Source organism: Allobosea rubneri (genome assembly GCF_032464875.1).
GTDB lineage: Bacteria > Pseudomonadota > Alphaproteobacteria > Rhizobiales > Beijerinckiaceae > Allobosea > Allobosea rubneri.
In genome coordinates this window covers 1-15743 of sequence record NZ_JAWDID010000070.1, presented here as the reverse complement: position 1 = coordinate 15743, position 15743 = coordinate 1, and the positions used below count along the sequence as shown (strand labels likewise).

18 protein-coding genes are annotated in these 15743 nt (G+C 67.9%); 10 read left to right on the top strand and 8 right to left on the bottom strand.

Features of this window, described 5'->3' with window-relative positions; all coding sequences use genetic code 11:
• Positions 1-83 precede the first annotated feature (83 nt).
• The 6 genes from RKE40_RS26580 to RKE40_RS26555 all read left to right on the top strand — a co-directional run bounded on the left by RKE40_RS26580 (position 84) and on the right by RKE40_RS26555 (position 6979).
• Positions 84-1211: a TIGR03364 family FAD-dependent oxidoreductase gene (locus RKE40_RS26580; RefSeq protein WP_316021180.1), complete on the top strand. Its 1128-nt coding sequence runs from the start codon at positions 84-86 to the stop codon at positions 1209-1211.
• Positions 1208-2047: a phosphonoacetaldehyde hydrolase gene (phnX, locus tag RKE40_RS26575; protein ID WP_316021179.1), complete on the top strand. Its 840-nt coding sequence runs from the start codon at positions 1208-1210 to the stop codon at positions 2045-2047. Before RKE40_RS26580 ends, phnX begins: the two co-directional genes overlap by 4 nt.
• 257 nt (positions 2048-2304) lie before the next feature.
• Positions 2305-3519, top strand: a complete 1215-nt coding sequence (locus tag RKE40_RS26570; protein ID WP_316021178.1) for an ABC transporter substrate-binding protein — start codon at positions 2305-2307, stop codon at positions 3517-3519.
• A 102-nt stretch (positions 3520-3621) separates the two neighbouring features.
• A complete protein-coding gene (locus RKE40_RS26565) occupies positions 3622-5508 on the top strand; it encodes an ABC transporter permease (RefSeq protein ID WP_390893545.1) in 1887 nt (628 codons plus the stop codon).
• Positions 5505-6266 carry an ABC transporter ATP-binding protein gene (locus RKE40_RS26560; RefSeq protein WP_316021176.1) on the top strand — a complete coding sequence of 254 codons (762 nt, stop codon included), beginning with the start codon at positions 5505-5507 and terminating at the stop codon, positions 6264-6266. The genes RKE40_RS26565 and RKE40_RS26560 overlap by 4 nt, the downstream gene beginning before the upstream one ends.
• Complete coding sequence (locus RKE40_RS26555; RefSeq protein ID WP_316021175.1) at positions 6266-6979, top strand: ABC transporter ATP-binding protein; 714 nt, start codon at positions 6266-6268, stop codon at positions 6977-6979. The genes RKE40_RS26560 and RKE40_RS26555 overlap by 1 nt, the downstream gene beginning before the upstream one ends.
• A 254-nt stretch (positions 6980-7233) precedes the next feature.
• Here the strand turns inward: RKE40_RS26555 and RKE40_RS26550 are convergent, their stop codons facing one another.
• From RKE40_RS26550 to RKE40_RS26525, 6 genes are read right to left on the bottom strand one after another with little or no spacing between them, the layout of a single operon-like run.
• Positions 7234-8022, bottom strand: a complete 789-nt coding sequence (locus RKE40_RS26550) for a MetQ/NlpA family ABC transporter substrate-binding protein (protein ID WP_291646149.1) — start codon at positions 8020-8022, stop codon at positions 7234-7236.
• Positions 8023-8063: 41 nt separating this feature from the next.
• A complete protein-coding gene (locus RKE40_RS26545; protein WP_316021174.1) occupies positions 8064-8864 on the bottom strand; it encodes a MetQ/NlpA family ABC transporter substrate-binding protein in 801 nt (266 codons plus the stop codon).
• 37 nt (positions 8865-8901) lie between these two features.
• Entirely contained in the window at positions 8902-9567 is a 666-nt protein-coding gene (locus tag RKE40_RS26540) for a methionine ABC transporter permease (protein ID WP_066472944.1), read from the bottom strand.
• Positions 9557-10663, bottom strand: a complete 1107-nt coding sequence (locus tag RKE40_RS26535) for a methionine ABC transporter ATP-binding protein (protein WP_316021173.1) — start codon at positions 10661-10663, stop codon at positions 9557-9559. Before RKE40_RS26535 ends, RKE40_RS26540 begins: the two co-directional genes overlap by 11 nt.
• A gap of 7 nt (positions 10664-10670) precedes the next feature.
• Positions 10671-10865: a hypothetical protein gene (locus RKE40_RS26530; protein WP_316021172.1), complete on the bottom strand. Its 195-nt coding sequence runs from the start codon at positions 10863-10865 to the stop codon at positions 10671-10673.
• An 8-nt stretch (positions 10866-10873) separates the two neighbouring features.
• Entirely contained in the window at positions 10874-11161 is a 288-nt protein-coding gene (locus RKE40_RS26525) for a hypothetical protein (RefSeq protein WP_316021171.1), read from the bottom strand.
• Between the two features lie 368 nt (positions 11162-11529).
• On the opposite strand from RKE40_RS26525, the gene RKE40_RS26520 reads away from it, so the two are divergent.
• Positions 11530-12360, top strand: a complete 831-nt coding sequence (locus RKE40_RS26520) for a hypothetical protein (RefSeq protein ID WP_316021170.1) — start codon at positions 11530-11532, stop codon at positions 12358-12360.
• Positions 12361-12363: 3 nt separating this feature from the next.
• Here the strand turns inward: RKE40_RS26520 and RKE40_RS26515 are convergent, their stop codons facing one another.
• A complete protein-coding gene (locus RKE40_RS26515) occupies positions 12364-12579 on the bottom strand; it encodes a hypothetical protein (RefSeq protein WP_316021169.1) in 216 nt (71 codons plus the stop codon).
• Between the two features lie 132 nt (positions 12580-12711).
• Here RKE40_RS26515 and RKE40_RS26510 point away from each other — a divergent pair, with 132 nt between their 5' ends.
• The 3 genes from RKE40_RS26510 (at position 12712) to RKE40_RS26500 (ending at position 14744) form a co-directional block, all read left to right on the top strand.
• Positions 12712-13098 (top strand): SpoIIAA family protein, encoded by a 387-nt coding sequence (locus RKE40_RS26510; protein WP_316021168.1) that lies wholly within the window; start codon positions 12712-12714, stop codon positions 13096-13098.
• A gap of 129 nt (positions 13099-13227) precedes the next feature.
• Complete coding sequence (locus tag RKE40_RS26505) at positions 13228-13527, top strand: hypothetical protein (RefSeq protein WP_316021167.1); 300 nt, start codon at positions 13228-13230, stop codon at positions 13525-13527.
• An 839-nt stretch (positions 13528-14366) separates the two neighbouring features.
• Complete coding sequence (locus RKE40_RS26500) at positions 14367-14744, top strand: GIY-YIG nuclease family protein (protein ID WP_390893541.1); 378 nt, start codon at positions 14367-14369, stop codon at positions 14742-14744.
• A 473-nt stretch (positions 14745-15217) separates the two neighbouring features.
• Here the strand turns inward: RKE40_RS26500 and RKE40_RS26495 are convergent, their stop codons facing one another.
• A complete protein-coding gene (locus RKE40_RS26495) occupies positions 15218-15556 on the bottom strand; it encodes an endonuclease domain-containing protein (RefSeq protein ID WP_316021166.1) in 339 nt (112 codons plus the stop codon).
• Positions 15557-15743 lie beyond the last annotated feature (187 nt).

The window sequence follows — 15743 nt, the reverse complement described above, 5'->3', positions numbered from 1 at the left end:
ATCACTGTCATCGATCTGCATTAAAGCTACTCTAGCTGGGCCAGCTTGCCTTGGCGCGCGGGTGCGCCAGCGGAGGAGAGCCAGTGGAGCGCAGTTTCGATCTCGCCATCGTCGGCGCCGGCATCGTCGGTCTCGCGCACGCGCTGGCGGCCGCGCGGCGCGGGCTGAAGGTGGTGGTGGTCGACCGCGATGCGCAGGCCAATGGCGCTTCGGTCCGCAATTTCGGTTTCGTCACGGTCACCGGTCAGCAAGCCGGCGCCACCTGGCAGCGGGCACGGCGTTCGCGCGAGGTCTGGGCGGAGGTCGCGCCGAAGGCGGGGATTTCTCTGGTTCATGCCGGGCTCTGTGTCGCCTCGCGCCGGCCCGAGGCGACGGCGGTGCTCGAGGCCTTTCTCGCCACCGAAATGGGCGAAGGCTGCGAACTCCTGCGCGGCGAGGCCCTGACAAAGCGCTTCCCGTTCCTTGCGCCCGGTCAGGAAGCGGCACTTTGGAGTCCAAACGACCTGCGTGTCGAATCGCGCGAGGCGATCCCGCTGCTCGCCGCGCATCTCGAGCGCGACTGGAACGTCTCCTTCCTGCGGCAGGCGACGGTGCGCGGCATCGCCCTGCCGACGATCGTGACTTCGGCTGGCGCTTTGCGGGCGGACGCCGCGATCGTCTGCCCGGGTGACGACTTCACCGGGCTCTACGCCGACGAGCTGAAGCGCGCCTATCCCGCGCTCACCCGCTGCAAGCTGCAGATGCTGCGGGTCCGCACGGCGGCGTCCGGGCCAGATCTGCCCTGCGCTGTGATGTCGGACCTCTCGCTGGTGCGCTATCTCGGCTACGCCGAATTGCCGGAGGCCGCCGCTTTGCGCGCCAGGCTCGAGCGCGAGCAGCCGGCCCAGCTCGCCAACGGCATCCATCTGATCGCCGTCGCCTCGGCCGATGGCAGCCGTGTCGTCGGCGATTCCCATCATTATGCAGCGACGCCGGACCCGTTCGGTCAGGATGCCGTCGACGCGCTGATCCTCGACGAATACGAGGCCGTCTTTGGCGCCCGCCCGCCGATAGAGGCGCGCTGGCTCGGCACCTATGCCAGCCTGCCGGATCGTCCGATGCTGCGCGAGACGATCGCCGAGCGCATCCGCCAGGTGATCGTCACCTCGGGCACCGGGGCTTCCACGTCCTTCGCGATCGGCGAAGAGACCATTGCGGAGATGTTCGGATGAGTGCCGTCGCCATGCTTCCGTTCAAGGCCGTCAAGGCGGTGGTGCTGGATTGGGCCGGCACGGTCGTCGATTTCGGCTCGCGTGCGCCGATGGGCGCCTTCGTCGAGGTTTTCGCCCGCTTCGGCGTCGCCATCAGCATCGCCCAGGCGCGCGGCCCGATGGGCCTGCCGAAGCGCGCCCATATCGCCGCGCTGCTGGCCGAACCTGAGATCGCCGAGGCCTGGCGCCTGGCACAGGGCTCGCCGCCGGACGAGCGGGCGATCGACGCCGTCTATGCCGAATTCGTGCCGCTGAACGCCGCCGTCGTCACCGATTACGCGGACCTGATCCCGGGAGCCGCCGAGACCATCGTGCATCTGCGCCGGCGCGGGCTCAAAATAGGCTCGACCACGGGCTATACCCGCGAGATCATGGAGCGCCTTCTGCCGGCTGCGGCGGCGCAGGGCTATCAGCCCGACAATCTCGTCTGCGCCGGCGACCTGGCGGAGGGGCGGCCGAGCCCGCTGATGATGTATCGCTGCTTCGCCGATCTCGGCGTCTATCCGCCATCGTCGGTCGTGAAGGTCGACGATACCGAGCCCGGCATCGCCGAGGGCGTCGCCGCCGGGTGCTGGACCGTCGGCCTCGCGGTATCCGGCAATTGCGTCGGCCTCTCGCTCGAGGAGTGGAATGAGCTGCCGCTGCTCGAGCAGCAGGCCCTGCGCGGCAAGGCGGCGGCGCGCCTGCGGGCCGCCGGCGCCGACTATGTCGTCGACAGCATCGCCGAGCTCGTCGGTGTGGTCGAGGCGATTGATTCGACCCTGCTGGCGCGCGCCGCGGCGAAGCAGCCGGCCTGAGTCCACAGAAGCGAAAACAGGAACACAAACGGACCGGCGGCTGTCCCCCGCCGGTGAGCCCCCCGCTTTGCCTGCGAATTTGGCAGCCGCGCCCAATTTAGAACGATTGACAAACAAAACGGCAGCGCTGAGAATTCGTAGGTATACAAACGAATTTTCCCGCCGGCTTGGCGCCATCGATGCGCCCGGCTTAGGGTGGGGATCCGCGGCGAGGGGCCGCAAGCAAGAAGACTGACCGAGCCAGTTGGGGGACAGCCATGAAGATTGACCGTCGCCAATTCGTCAGCGGAGCCGCGATCGGTGCGGCCGCGCTGGCAACGCCCTCGCTGCTGCGCGCCCAGGGCGCGCCGATCAAGATCGGCGAGATCAACAGCTACACCTCCCAACCGGCCTTCCTGAAGCCCTATCGCCAGGGCTGGGAACTGGCGCAGGAGCAGATCAACGCCGCCGGCGGCGTGCTCGGTCGCAAGATCGAGACGCTGTTCCGCGACGATGCCGGCAAGCCCGAGGATTCCGTCCGTCTCGCCGGCGAGCTGATCAACGCCGAGAAGGTCGACCTGCTCTCGGGCGGCTTCCTCTCCAATGTCGGCCTCGCCATCGCCGACTACGCGCTCCAGAACAAGCGGCTCTACGTCGCCTCCGAGCCGCTCTCGGACGCGATCGTCTGGGCCAAGGGCAACCGCTACACCTTCCGCCTGCGTCCCTCGACCTACATGCAGGCGGCAATGCTGGTCGAGGAGGCCGCCAAGCTCCCGGCCAAGAAATGGGCGATCGTGGCGCCGAACTACGAATACGGCCAGTCGGCCGCCAAATGGTTCAAGGAGCTGCTGAAGAAGGCGCGGCCGGATGTCGAGTTCGTCGCCGAGCAGTTCCCGGCGCTCGGCCGCATCGATGCCGGCGCGACCGTGCAGGCGATCGAGGCGGCCAAGCCCGACGCGATCTTCAACGTCACCTTCGCCGCCGACCTCGCCAATTTCGTTCGCCAGGGCAATACCCGCGGGCTGTTCGAGGGCCGCGCCGTCGCGTCGATGCTGACCGGCGAGCCGGAATATCTCGATCCGCTCGGCGCTGAGGCTCCCGTCGGCTGGATCGTCACCGGCTATCCGCAGGCCGACATCCAGACGCCGGACCACGTCAAGTTCCGCGAGGCCTACCGCGCCAAATACAACGACTATCCGCGCCTCGGCTCGGTGGTCGGCTTCGACACGATGAACGCCATCGCGGCGGGTATCGCCAAGGCCGGCACGACCGAGAACGAGAAGCTCGTCGACGCGCTGAAGGGTCTGAAGTTCACCTCGGCCTTCGGCCCGGTCGAGTTCCGGGCCTCCGACCATCAGGCGACGCTCGGCGCCTATGTCGGCAAGACCGCGGTCAAGAACGGCAAGGGCGTGATGGTCGACTGGCGCTATGCCGACGGTGCCAAGTACCTGCCTTCGGATGCCGAGGTGAAGGCGCTGCGCCCGGCGGGCTGAAACCCGCTTCAATCTGATATTGACTAGATCCCGGCCGCGACCTTGCGTTGCGGCCGCTGGAAGAGTGCGTCCTTTTCGCCCGGTTCGATGGATGTCGGTATGATCGACCTGATTTTCGCGCAGACGCTGAACGGCCTGGCCTCGGCCTCGTCGCTGTTCCTCGTCGCCTGCGGGCTCTCGATCATCTTCGGCGTCACGCGGATCGTGAACTTCGCGCACGGCTCCTTCTACATGCTGGGCGCCTATCTCGCCTTCACGCTGGTTTCCTATTTCGGCGGCTCCGAAGCGCTCGGCTTCTGGGGCGGGGTGGTGCTCGCCGCGCTGATCATCGCGGTGATCGGCGCCCTGGTCGAGATCACCATCCTGCGCCGGATCTATCAGGCGCCGGAGCTCTTCCAGCTGCTCGCCACCTTCGGCCTCGTGCTGATGGTGCAGGATATCGCGCTGGCGATCTGGGGTGCCGAGGACAAGCTCGGCCCGCGTGCACCCGGCTTCAAGAGCTTCGTCGTGCTGATGGGCAGCCGTTTCCCGACCTATGAGCTCTTCCTGATCGTGGTCGGGCCGATCATGCTCGGCCTGCTCTGGTTCCTGTTCCAGAAGACGCGCTGGGGCACCTTGGTGCGCGCCGCGACGCAGGACCGCGAGATGGTCGGCGCGCTCGGCGTCAACCAGCGCCTGCTCTTCACCTCGGTCTTCGCCTTCGGCGCCGGGCTCGCCGGCCTGGGCGGCGCGCTGCAGCTCCCGCGCGAGGCGGTCAACCTGCACATGGACCTCTCGATGATCGCCGAGGCCTTCGTCGTGGTCGTCGTCGGCGGGCTCGGCAGCGTCACCGGCGCCTATCTCGCCGCCGTGCTGATCGGCGTCATCCACGCCTTCGGCATCCTGATCTTCCCGAAGATCACGCTCGTCCTCGTCTTCCTGGTCATGGCGGTGGTGCTGATGGTCAAGCCCTACGGGCTGATGGGCAAGCGCCCGGTCGGCAGCGCCCATGCCCATGGTCCGGTCGAGCCCTTGCTGCTGCCGGCGAGCTCCGCCGCCAAGGGCCTCGGCCTGCTGGCGCTGGCGCTCCTCATGGTCGCGCCGTTCATCGTCGCCGATCACTGGCTGCTGACCCTGACCGAACTCTCGATCTTCGCGCTCTTTGCCGCCTCGCTGCACCTGATGATGGGTCCCGGCGGCATGGCCTCCTTCGGCCACGCCGCCTATTTCGGCCTCGGCGCCTATGGTGCGGCTCTCGCCGTGAAATGGCTCGCTCTGCCGATGTTGCCGGCGCTCGCCTTCGCGCCCTTCCTGGCGGGCATCGCCGGCTTCGTCTTCGGCTGGTTCTGCGTCCGGCTCTCGGGTGTCTATCTGGCGATGCTGACGCTCGCCTTCGCCCAGATCGCCTGGGCGACCGCCTTCCAATGGGTCGATCTCACCGGCGGCGACAACGGCATCCTCGGCGTCTGGCCTACGGCCTGGGCGAGCTCGAAGCTGGTCTTCTATTATCTGACCCTGGTGATCTGCGTCGCCTTCGTGCTGCTGCTGCGGGTCTTCGTCTTCGCGCCCTTCGGCTATGCCCTGCGCGCCGGCCGCGACAGCCCGCTCAGGGCCGAGGCGATCGGCCTGCCGGTGATGCGCATCCAGTGGCTTGCCTTCATCATCGCCGCCTTCGCGGCGGGCATCGCCGGCGCGCTCTTCGCCTTCTTCAAGGGTTCGGTCTTCCCGACCTATATGGCGATCCCGCGTTCGGTCGACGCGCTGCTGATGGTGCTGCTCGGCGGCGTCCAGACGGTTTCGGGGCCGATCGTCGGCGCCTTCGCCTTCATGGGCCTGCAGGAGCAGCTCGCCAAGGCGACGATGTACTGGCGTTTCGTGCTCGGCGCCTCGATCGTGCTGCTCGTCATCCTGTTCCCGCGCGGGCTGGTCGGAACCACGCTCGCGCTTGCCGAGCGCCGCCGCGAGGATGGCGGCGCCGCGCCTGCCGCCACGCCGGAGCCCGCCCGATGACCCCGGTCCTCGAAGTCCGCAATCTCGGAAAATCCTTCGGCGGCGTCCGCGCCGTCGACGATGTCAGCTTTGAGGTCCAGGCCGGCAAGCTGCTCGCTCTGATCGGCCCGAACGGCGCCGGCAAGACGACCTGCTTCAACATGCTGAACGGCCAGCTGCCTTCCGATCGCGGCGAGGTCATCCTTGCAGGCCGCCGCATCAGCGGGCTGAAGCCGCGCGAGGTCTGGCGGCTCGGCGTCGGCCGCACCTTCCAGATCACCGCCACCTTCGCCTCGATGAGCGTGCGCGAGAACGTCCAGATGGCGCTGATCTCGCATGCAGGCGAGATCTGGAAACTGTTCGGCCGTGCCAAGGATCGCCATGTCGCCGGGGCCGATGCGCTGCTCAGCCAAGTCGGCATGCTCGACCAGGCCGAGCGCGCCTGCGGCGTGCTCGCCTATGGCGATCTGAAGCGCGTCGAGCTCGCCGTCGCCATCGCCAACCAGCCAAAACTCCTCCTGATGGACGAGCCGACGGCCGGCATGGCGCCGCGCGAACGCATCGCCCTGATGGCACTGACCGCCGAAATCGCCCGGCAGCGCGGCATCGCCGTGCTCTTCACCGAGCACGACATGGACGTCGTCTTCGCCCATTCCGACGCCGTGCTGGTGCTCGACCGCGGCCAGCTGATCGCGCAGGGCAAGGCCGAGGAGGTCCGTAACGACCCGGCGGTGCGCGCCGTCTATCTCGGCTCCGGCGCGACTTCGGGAGGCCATTGATGAGCGCCAGCATGCTCGAGATCGAAGGCCTGAACGCCTATTACGGCCGCGCCCACATCCTGCAGGGCGTCGGCTTCTCGATGGGCCGCGGCGAGGTGCTGGCGCTGATGGGCCGCAACGGCGCCGGCAAGTCGACGACGATGAAGGCGGTGATGGGGCTCGTTGCGCCGCAATCGGGCCGCGTCGTCTTCGACGGGCAGCCGATCGCCGGGCGCGAGCCCTTCGAGATCGCCCGGCTCGGCCTCGGCTACGTCCCGGAGGACCGGCGGGTCTTCTCCGAGCTCAGCGTCATGGAGAACCTCGCCGTTGGGCGCCGGCCGCGCCGCGAGAACGTGCCCTATTGGACGCCGGAGCGCCTGTTCGAGCTCTTCCCCAATCTCGGCCGCATGCGCGACCGGCCGGGCGGGGCGATGTCGGGCGGCGAGCAGCAGATGCTGACCATCGCCCGCACCCTGATGGGCAATCCCAGCCTCGTCCTGCTCGACGAGCCCTCGGAAGGGCTCGCCCCGGTCATCGTCGAGGAGATGGCCAAGACCATCCTGGCGCTGAAGAGCGAGGGGCTCTCGGTGCTGATCTCCGAACAGAACCTGCATTTCGCCGGCTCCGTCGCCGACCGCGCCACCATCATCGAGAAGGGCCTGATCCGCTTTTCCGGAACCATGGCCGAGCTCAAGGCCAACGAGGCCGTGCGGGCGCAGTATCTGTCGGTTTGAGGCTTCATCATTCCAAGGCGCTGAGCGGCAGCGCCTGGAAACATGCACGCCACGCCGCCCGTCATGGTCGGGCTTGTCCCGACCATCCACGTCTTTGCTGGTCGAGACCTGGGTTCGAGACGTGGATGCTCGCCACAAGGGCGAGCATGACGAACTGGAGCGTCGCGTCAGGTTTGGCCCACAAACGAAAAACCCCGGAAGCTTGCGCTTCCGGGGCAGGTGCCCGGCAGTGACCATGCCAGGTGGGAGGAAGCTTACCAGCCGGCCAGGACCTGGCCCTTGAAGCGCTCGGCGACGAAGGCCTTCACCTCGGGCGTGTGATAGGTCTCGAGCAGCGTCTTGACCCAGGGCTTGTCCTTGTCGGCGGTGCGGACCGCGATGACGTTGACATAGGGACCCTTGGCGTCCTCGCGCAGGATCGCGGAGGTCGGATCGATCTTGGCGTCGACGGCGTAGTTGGTGTTGATCGCGGCGGCGGCAACGTCGGCGAGCGAGCGCGGCGTCTGGGCGGCCTCGATCTCGATGATCTTCAGCTTCTTCGGGTTCGAGGTGATGTCGGCGACCGTCGGCTTGAAGCCGGTGCCGTCCTTCAGCTTGATCACGCCCTTGTCCTGCAGCAGCAGCAGGGCGCGGCCGCCATTGGTCGGGTCGTTCTGGATCGCGACCGTGGCCCCGTCCGGAATCTCGGCCCAGCTCTTGTACTTCGACGAGTAGATGCCGAGCGGGAAGTTCACGGTCAGGCCGACGCTGGTCAGCTTGAAATTCCGGTCCTTCACCTGGTTGTCGAGATAGGGCTGGTGCTGGAAGGAGTTGGCCTCCAGCTCGCCGGCGTCGAGCGCCTGGTTGGGCACGACATAGTCGGAGAACTCGATGATCTTGATGTCGAGTCCCTTCTGGGCGGCGAGCGGCTTCACCTTCTCGAGGATCTCGGCATGCGGGCCGGGCGAGACGCCGATGCGGAGCACCTGGTTCTGCTGGGCGAGCGCCGGGCCGGCGACGGCGACTGCGAAGGCGGCGGCGAGAATGGTCCTGCGGGTGGTCATGGAACGGACTCCGTTCTTGGAGATTGCGGGAGGCGACGGCTTCACCAGGTAGGCAGGATCGAGCCCTTGAAGCGCTCGGCGACGAAGGCCTTGATCTCGGGCGAGCGGTAGCTGTCGACCAGCGCCTGCACCCAGGGCTTGTCCTTGTCGACGCTGCGCACCGCGATCAGGTTGGTGTAGGGGCCCTTCGGCGCCTCGCGGAGGATCGCCGAGTTCGGGTCGAGCTTGGCGTCGACAGCATAGCTCGTATTGATCGCAGCGGCAGCGACGTCGGCGAGCGAGCGCACCGTCTGCCCGGCCTCGATCTCGACGATCTTCAGCTTCTTCGGGTTCTCGGTGATGTCGAGCACGGTCGGCTTGAAGCCGGTGCCGTCCTTCAGCTTGATCACGCCCTTATCCTGCAGGAGCAAGAGGGCACGCCCGCCATTGGTCGGGTCGTTCTGGATCGAGACGGTGGCGCCGTCCGGCACCTCGGCCCAGCTTTTGTACTTCGCCGAGTAGATCCCCATCGGGAAGTTCACGGTCGGCGCGACGCTGACGATCTTGAAGCCGCGATCCTTCACCTGGTTGTCGAGATAGGGCTGGTGCTGGAAGGCATTGGCTTCGAGGTCGCCGGTATCGAGCGCCTGGTTCGGGATGACGAAGTCCGAGAACTCGAAGATTTTGAGCTCATAGCCCTTCTTGGCGATGATCGGCTTGATCTGCTCGACGATTTCGGCATGCGGGCCGGGAGTGACGCCGATGCGGATCACCTGGTTCTGCTGGGCGAGGGCGCCCGAAGCGGACAAGGAGAGGGCGGCGGCGGCAGCCAGCAGGCTGCGCCGGGAAAGCAAGGTCGACATGGTAGGCTCCGGCTGAAGAAGAAGGTTCGCGTGGCGCTCAGGCGTGGCGCAGGCGCTTGTTGAGATGGCGGGCAAGGCGGTCGCCGAGGCTCTGCACGGCCTGGACGAGGACGATCAGCACCGCGACGACGGCTGCCATCACTTCCGGCATGAAACGCTGATAGCCATAACGGATGCCGAGATCGCCGAGGCCACCCCCGCCGACGGCGCCGACCATGGCCGAGAAGCCGATCAGGCTGACGAGGGCGAGCGTCAGGCCGAGCGTGATCGCCGGCAGCGCCTCGGGGACGAGGACCTTGCGCACGATCTGCACCGGTGTCGCGCCCATCGAGCGGGCAGCCTCGACCAGCCCCTGGTCGACCTCGCGGATCGCGCCCTCGATCAGGCGGGCGATGAACGGCGTCGCCGCGACCGTCAGCGGCACCGTCGCCGCCGTGGTGCCGATCGAGGTGCCGGCGATCAGCCGGGTGAACGGGATGATCGCGACGACGAGGATGATGAAGGGCGTCGAGCGCGTCGCGTTGACCAGCGTGCCGAGGATGGCGTTGACGGCAGGCGCGGCGAAAAGCTCGCCGCGCTTGCTCGTCGCCAGGAAGACGCCGAGCGGCAGGCCGAGCAAGGTGCCGAGCCCGGCGGCGATCGCGACCATCAGCAGCGTGTCGCCGGTGGCCTGGATGATCAGGCGGATGAGTTCAGGCGACATGACCGATGACCTCTGCCTTGAGTTCGAGGCCCTTCAGCGCGCCGAGCACGGCGCCGACACCGGGCTCACCGGCCGGGATCGCGACCAGAAGGCTGCCGAAGGGCTTGCCGGCGATGGCGTCGATCCGTCCCGCCAGGATGTTGATGTCGATGCCGACCGTGGCGCTGAGCCGGCTGATCACCGGCGCGGTGGCGTTGGCACCGGAGAAGGTGATGCGCAGCACCGTGCTGCCGCCGGCCTGCGGCGTTTCGCGCAGCTGCCCTTCGAGATGGGCCGGCAATTCGACGCCGGTGACCGCCTCGACGAAGCGCGCCGTGGTCGGATGCTGCGGCCGGGTGAAGACCTCGAAGGTCTCGCCTTCCTCGACGATGCGCCCGCCCTCGATCACCGCGACCCGGTCGCAGATCTCCTTGATCACCGGGATCTCGTGGGTGATCAGGAGGATGGTGACGCCGAGCTCGCGGTTGACCTGCTTCAGCAGGGCGAGGATCGACTGCGTCGTCTCCGGGTCGAGCGCCGAGGTCGCCTCGTCGCAGAGCAGCACCTTCGGGTCGGTCGCCAGCGCCCGGGCGATGCCGACGCGCTGCTTCTGCCCGCCCGAGAGCTCGGCCGGATAGCGCTCGCGCTTGTCGGCGAGGCCGACGAGGTCGAGCAGCTTCTCGACCCGTCCGGCGATCTCGGCCTTCGGCGTGCCGCCGATCTCGAGCGGCAGCGCGACATTGTCGAACACCGTGCGCGAGGACAGCAGGTTGAAGTGCTGGAAGATCATGCCGGTGGCACGGCGGCGCGTCCGCCAGCCGGCCTCGGTCAGGCCGGTGACGTCCTCGTCCTCGATCAGGATGCGGCCGGAGCTGGCGCGCTCCAGCCCGTTGACCAGGCGGATCAGGGTCGACTTGCCGGCGCCGGAGCGGCCGATCACGCCGACGATCGCACCGCGCGGCACGTCGAGGTCGATGCCCTCCAGCGCCGTGACGGGCTTTTGCCCGCGCCGGCCGGCAAAGACCTTGCCGACCTTCTCGAAGCGGATGATCGGCTCGGCCGCTTGCGCGATCTCGGCCGCGACGCTGAACGCGTCGGGTTTCAGGGGGGCGTTCATCATGTCCTCAGTATAGCGTGTGGCAGGACCAGTGGGTGATGCCGATCTGCTCGATCGTCACCTGCCGGACCGATCGGCGCTGCGCCTCGGCGTCGACCGAAAAAGCGGGCTGGTCGTGCCAGCGCGGCGCGCCGGGCACGGCGGGCAGGGCCTCGCCGAGCCAGTGCGCGAGGCGCCGGCGCAGGGTTTCGAGCACGGACATCACCCGCCTCAGGCCGCCAGCCGCGTCGGGCCCTGGCGGCGCGGTGCCGCCAGCAGCCGAGCGGCCCGTTCGGCCGCGCCCGGCGTCGCGAAGCGCTCGCCCTCGAGCCGGTCGAAGGCCGAGGCCGCCGAGATGAAGGTGAAGAAGCGCTCGCCGGCGCGGCGCGCCACCAGCCGGGCCTGGGTCTCGCCGACCTCGATGACATAGGCAAGAGTCGGCTGGGCAAGAGTCGGCTGGGCGAGCGTCGGCTGGGCGGCGACGGGCTGATCGGATGCAAGGGAAGTGAACTGCGACATGACATGACCTCCGCCGCTATGCGGCGCCTCGAAGGATGAATCTGTTCGGAAGAAAATCCGCCGCGCGGGCGGCCTCAGCGCTGGCTCAGCGCCGACAACAGAACATCATCGAACGGAGGGTCGGTCCGATCGGAGGAAGGGAATGCTTGGTCATGTTGCTCTCCGCTTTAGCGTTTGGTGACGCGGCGCAAGCTGCTCGCTCAAATCTCCGCGGCCGCAGGGCTGAGCCCGACGACAGGGCCAATCTAGGCGGCGTCGTTCTTCGTGTCAATCCAAACGTTCTTTTAAAGAGACTTTCTAATCTGGAAGGCTGTTCTGCCGAGGGGCGCCGTAGCAAAAAATTCTTGCGGGGCGGGGGCGGCCGGCGCATGGCGGGCCTCGTTCTGGCGCGCGGCGGCCCCAACCTGCTATCGTCCCGCCATGGCTATTCGAGATTCGGACCTCGCATGAACCAGGCGGTGCGCGGCGTCAGCATCGCCGACGGGCGGATGACGGTCGACGGGGTCACCGGCGCCTTCATCCAGGCCGTCGGCCGTCCGCTCGCTCTGGAGGCGGACGGGCTCGCCCTGGTGCGCGGCCATGTCTGGCGCGAGGGCGTGCGGCACGAGGCCAACCGCATCGAGGCCCGCGCCCGGCCGCGCGAGGCGAGCCTGCACCGCGCCGGCTATCCCGGCGAGGCCCATGACATCGCCCTGACGATCCGGCCCTTCCCGACTGAAGGCGCGCAGGCCCCGCTGCTGCGCCTCGGCCTTTCCGGCGATGCCCAGGAGGCCGGGCTCGACCAGAGCTACCGCGCCGATCTCTTCCTGCCGCAGCCGCTCTTCGCCGAACTCGGCCGCGACCTTGCCGCGAGCGCGCCCGAACCCCTGCACCTGTCGCTCAGCGCCGCCACCGATCTCTGGCTGCGCGAAGCGGAGCCCGAAGCGCTGCCCGGAAGGCCGCTCGCCTTCCATCTCGGGCTCGAGGCCGCCAGTGGCCGCAGCGCCAGCGGCCATGGCCGGGTCGAGTCGATCGAATGGAGCAGGGCCGGCCCCGGCAGCGCAGCTGCACCGGCTAATCCCGATACGGCCGCTGCCGAAGCCGACCCCGAAGATGAACCGGATGATCCGGTGTCCGATCAGCTCAGGCGGATCAACTGGAGCCTGAAGCAGGTCCTGATCGTGCTCGCCTTCCTGATGCTGATCGTCGCGCTGAAATAGGGCTCATTCGCCCTGCGAGCGCTGGTTGCCTTGCGTCTCGTAGACCTGCTCGTTCTCGATCCATTTGCCGTCCAGGCCGCGGCCGCGATTGAGCTGCGTCTTGTCGCGATTGGAGAGCACCTTGTGGTCGGGCAGCGAGACCGGCCTTGTGCTCGTCGCGCCGGTTCCGTCTCCCTTGCCCTTGACGCTCGGGCCGAGCTTCCCGCCGGCATTGGCCATCATCATCTCCTTTGCGTGCAGTGACCCCCTGCTGAGCCAACGCCCCGCCGCGCCGAAGGTTCGCCGCGAACTTCTGCCGCGGCTTTGCGTTGTTCAGGGGCAGGCCATGAGCTTGCAAGGCAGGAGCCCGCAATGCTCGACATCCTCCAAGCGCCCGATCATGTTGCGGCCTTCCGCATCACCGGCACGCTGACCGAGCCGGATTTCGACCGGCTGATCGCCGAGATCGAGGCCAAGCTCGAACGGCATGAGAAGCTCGGCATCCTCGCCGATCTCACCGACTTCGAGGACATGACCTTCCGCGCCGGCCTCAAGGATGCGCGCTACGGTTTTGGCAAGATCCTGCAATGGCACCGTTTCCCGCGCGAGGCGGTGGTCACCGACAAGGGCTGGATCGAGACCCTGGTCGCGATCGCGAGCCCGCTCGTCCCCTTCGTCGAGGTCAGGAGCTTCAAGCCCGGCGCCTTCGACGCGGCGCTCGCCTGGGCGAGCGAGATCGAGGGCGGCCCCGCCGCCTGATTCCTTGATTCCGTCCCGAGCCGGCGGAAACGCGCCGGTCCCAAGATGAACGGCAGCCGACTGGCCCGTTCAGGCGGGGTTCCGCGCCCCGCTGGTCAAATCCCCTCAACAGACGAAGGAGACAAAGCCATGCGTCATATTCTCATCGCCGCGGCCATCGCACTGGGCGCCGCCGTCACGCCGGCCGCTGCCGGCGAGGCCTTTGGCGGCGCGGCCGGCCTCGACAAGCTTGAGGCGACCTATGTCCGCCACAACCGCGAGCACCGGATGTGGGAGATCCAGCGCAACATGGAGCGCCAGCACCGCTACGAGCGCCGCCATCGCTATCGCGACGGCTACGGCTATGGCTATGGCCGCCGCCATGGCGGCCCGCCGCCCTGGGCCCCGGCCCATGGCCGCCGCCATCGCGACGCCTACGACCGCTGGTAAGGCGGTCCGTCCCCCGCGCCCTTCGTGCCCCTGTTCCCCACAAGCGAAGGGCGCGGGAGTTCTTCAGGAAAGCACCGGGAACCACAACAGAGAACCCTCTCCTGAAAGGAGAGGGCAGGGTGAGGTGTAGGCGGCCGAACCAGCTCCGCGAGCGCTCACCGCGCGGTCGGGTTCAAGCCAACGTTTCCGCTCCGAACACCTCACCCCTGCCCCTCTCCTTCCAGGAGAGGGGTTCCCCGCGCTTCCCGCGCGCAGGCGTCTTCCTCGCCCGCAGGCTCACCCTGCGGGCGTTTCGCATGTGAGGGGCAGCGGAGCGCCGCGAGGCGCGTTTGATATCCGCTTCCATTGAGCCAGGAAGCGGCGCGGATGGGTTGAGCCACCACCCGCACGCCCCGTGGCGCTCCGCCGGCGGCGATTTGAAAACTCCGGGCCGCGCTTCATTCGGACTTTGCTGCCGATCCCGCTCGTCGCCTTCGCCAGTTCCCCTCATCGGGTCGTCGCGTCGGCACTCGGGCGGTTCACGATCGGCGGCAGGTCCAGCTAGCGAGCTCCTCGCGCAGGGGCCGTAGTACCCCCAGGTCGGTTCCCGAAGCCTCCCGGGACCGGGTTGCAAGCCCGGCCGCAGGCGCCGCACCCACCCCGCCAAACGACATGCCTCCGGTCGGCCGCCCCTCCGGGATGGGATGCGGGAGATCATACGGGAGGTTGAGAGGGCGGGGATAAACTGCCCCGTTGCCGGCACCTCCCCGTCATGGTCGGGCTTGTCCCGACCATCCACGTCTTTGCACCCGAGCGAACGGGCACTGCATTGGCGAGCATGTCATCAACGCCGCAAAGACGTGGATGGTCGCCACAAGGGCGACCATGACGGGCGAAGCGTCGGCGCTCTTGCCGCTGGCCGAGCCGCCCGCCATCCTGCCGACATGAAGCGCAAGGGTGGCTGGGTCTACATCATGACCAACCGGCCGAACGGCACGCTCTATCTCGGTGTGACGAGCGATCTGCCGCGACGCGTCCACGAGCATCGCGAGGGGCTGCTCGCTGGCTTCACCAGGGCACACGGCCTCAAGCGGCTTGTCTGGTACGAATGGCATGACGAGATCGAGGCCGCGATCCAGCGCGAGACCTCGATGAAGCGCTGGTACCGCGCCTGGAAGACCCGAACCATCATGGCGCGCAACCCGGACTGGAACGACCTCTACGACGAACTGGCGTGACCGCGCCGGGCGCTATTCCGCGCTCAACCCGTCAGGCCGCCCTAGTGCCTTGCGGCAGCGGGACTCGGCGAAACGGCTTCACGCAAGGGCTCGTCATGGTCGGGCTCGTCCCGACCGGCCTTGTACCAGTTGCGCTTGGCTAAGCCGCCGCCAGGACCGCGTCATGGTCGGGCCTGTCCCGACCATCCACGTGTTTGCTCGATGGTGACCAGCCACGATACCCGCAGCGAACAGCGCGCCATCAGCGTCGCGAGACGTGGATGGTCGCCACAAGGGCGACCATGACGGTGGTGGCGCCGAAACCTCGCCCGTCCCTTCTCCCGGATGGGAGAAGGTGGCGCGGAGCGCCGGATGAGGGCCTGCCCTCGCCGCAGAAGGACGCAGCGGCTCCGTTACATCTCAGATGACCAGCGGCAGGCCCTCACCCCTGCCCCTCTCCCATCCGGGAGAGGGGTTCCCCGCGGTTCAGCCGCCTAATTTCGCAACGCCGCCCTGATCGCCGCGACCACCGCATCGCGGTCATCCAGCACCTGCCGGTTGGGGAAGCGCAGCACGGTGAAGCCGTGCCGCTCGATCTCTTGCGTCCGCGCCGTATCGTAATCCTGCTCGTTATCATGCTGGACGCCGTCGAGCTCGACGATTAGCCGGCGCTCGATGCAGATGAAGTCAACGGTGTAGCCGAGCAGCGGCACCTGCCGCCGGAACCTGAGGCCGTCGAGCCGGCGATTGCGCAGCAGCTCCCAGGCGACCTCCTCGGCCGGCGTCGCGCGCCGGCGCAACCTGCGGGCAAAACTGCGTTGCTCGGTGGTCATCGGGCGAGGATGCCTCGGCGAGCGCCGGAACCGCAACGGCCTCGCTGTGACATGGGGCGACTGATCTCGACCCTCCCTTCTCCCATACGGGAGAAGGGTTCCCCGCGCCCTTCGCCGCAACGGCTGGTGTGCGAGGATGTCGTAGAGCGCGGGCCGGCTACCTCCGCCCCCTCCCTCGTCTCTCCCC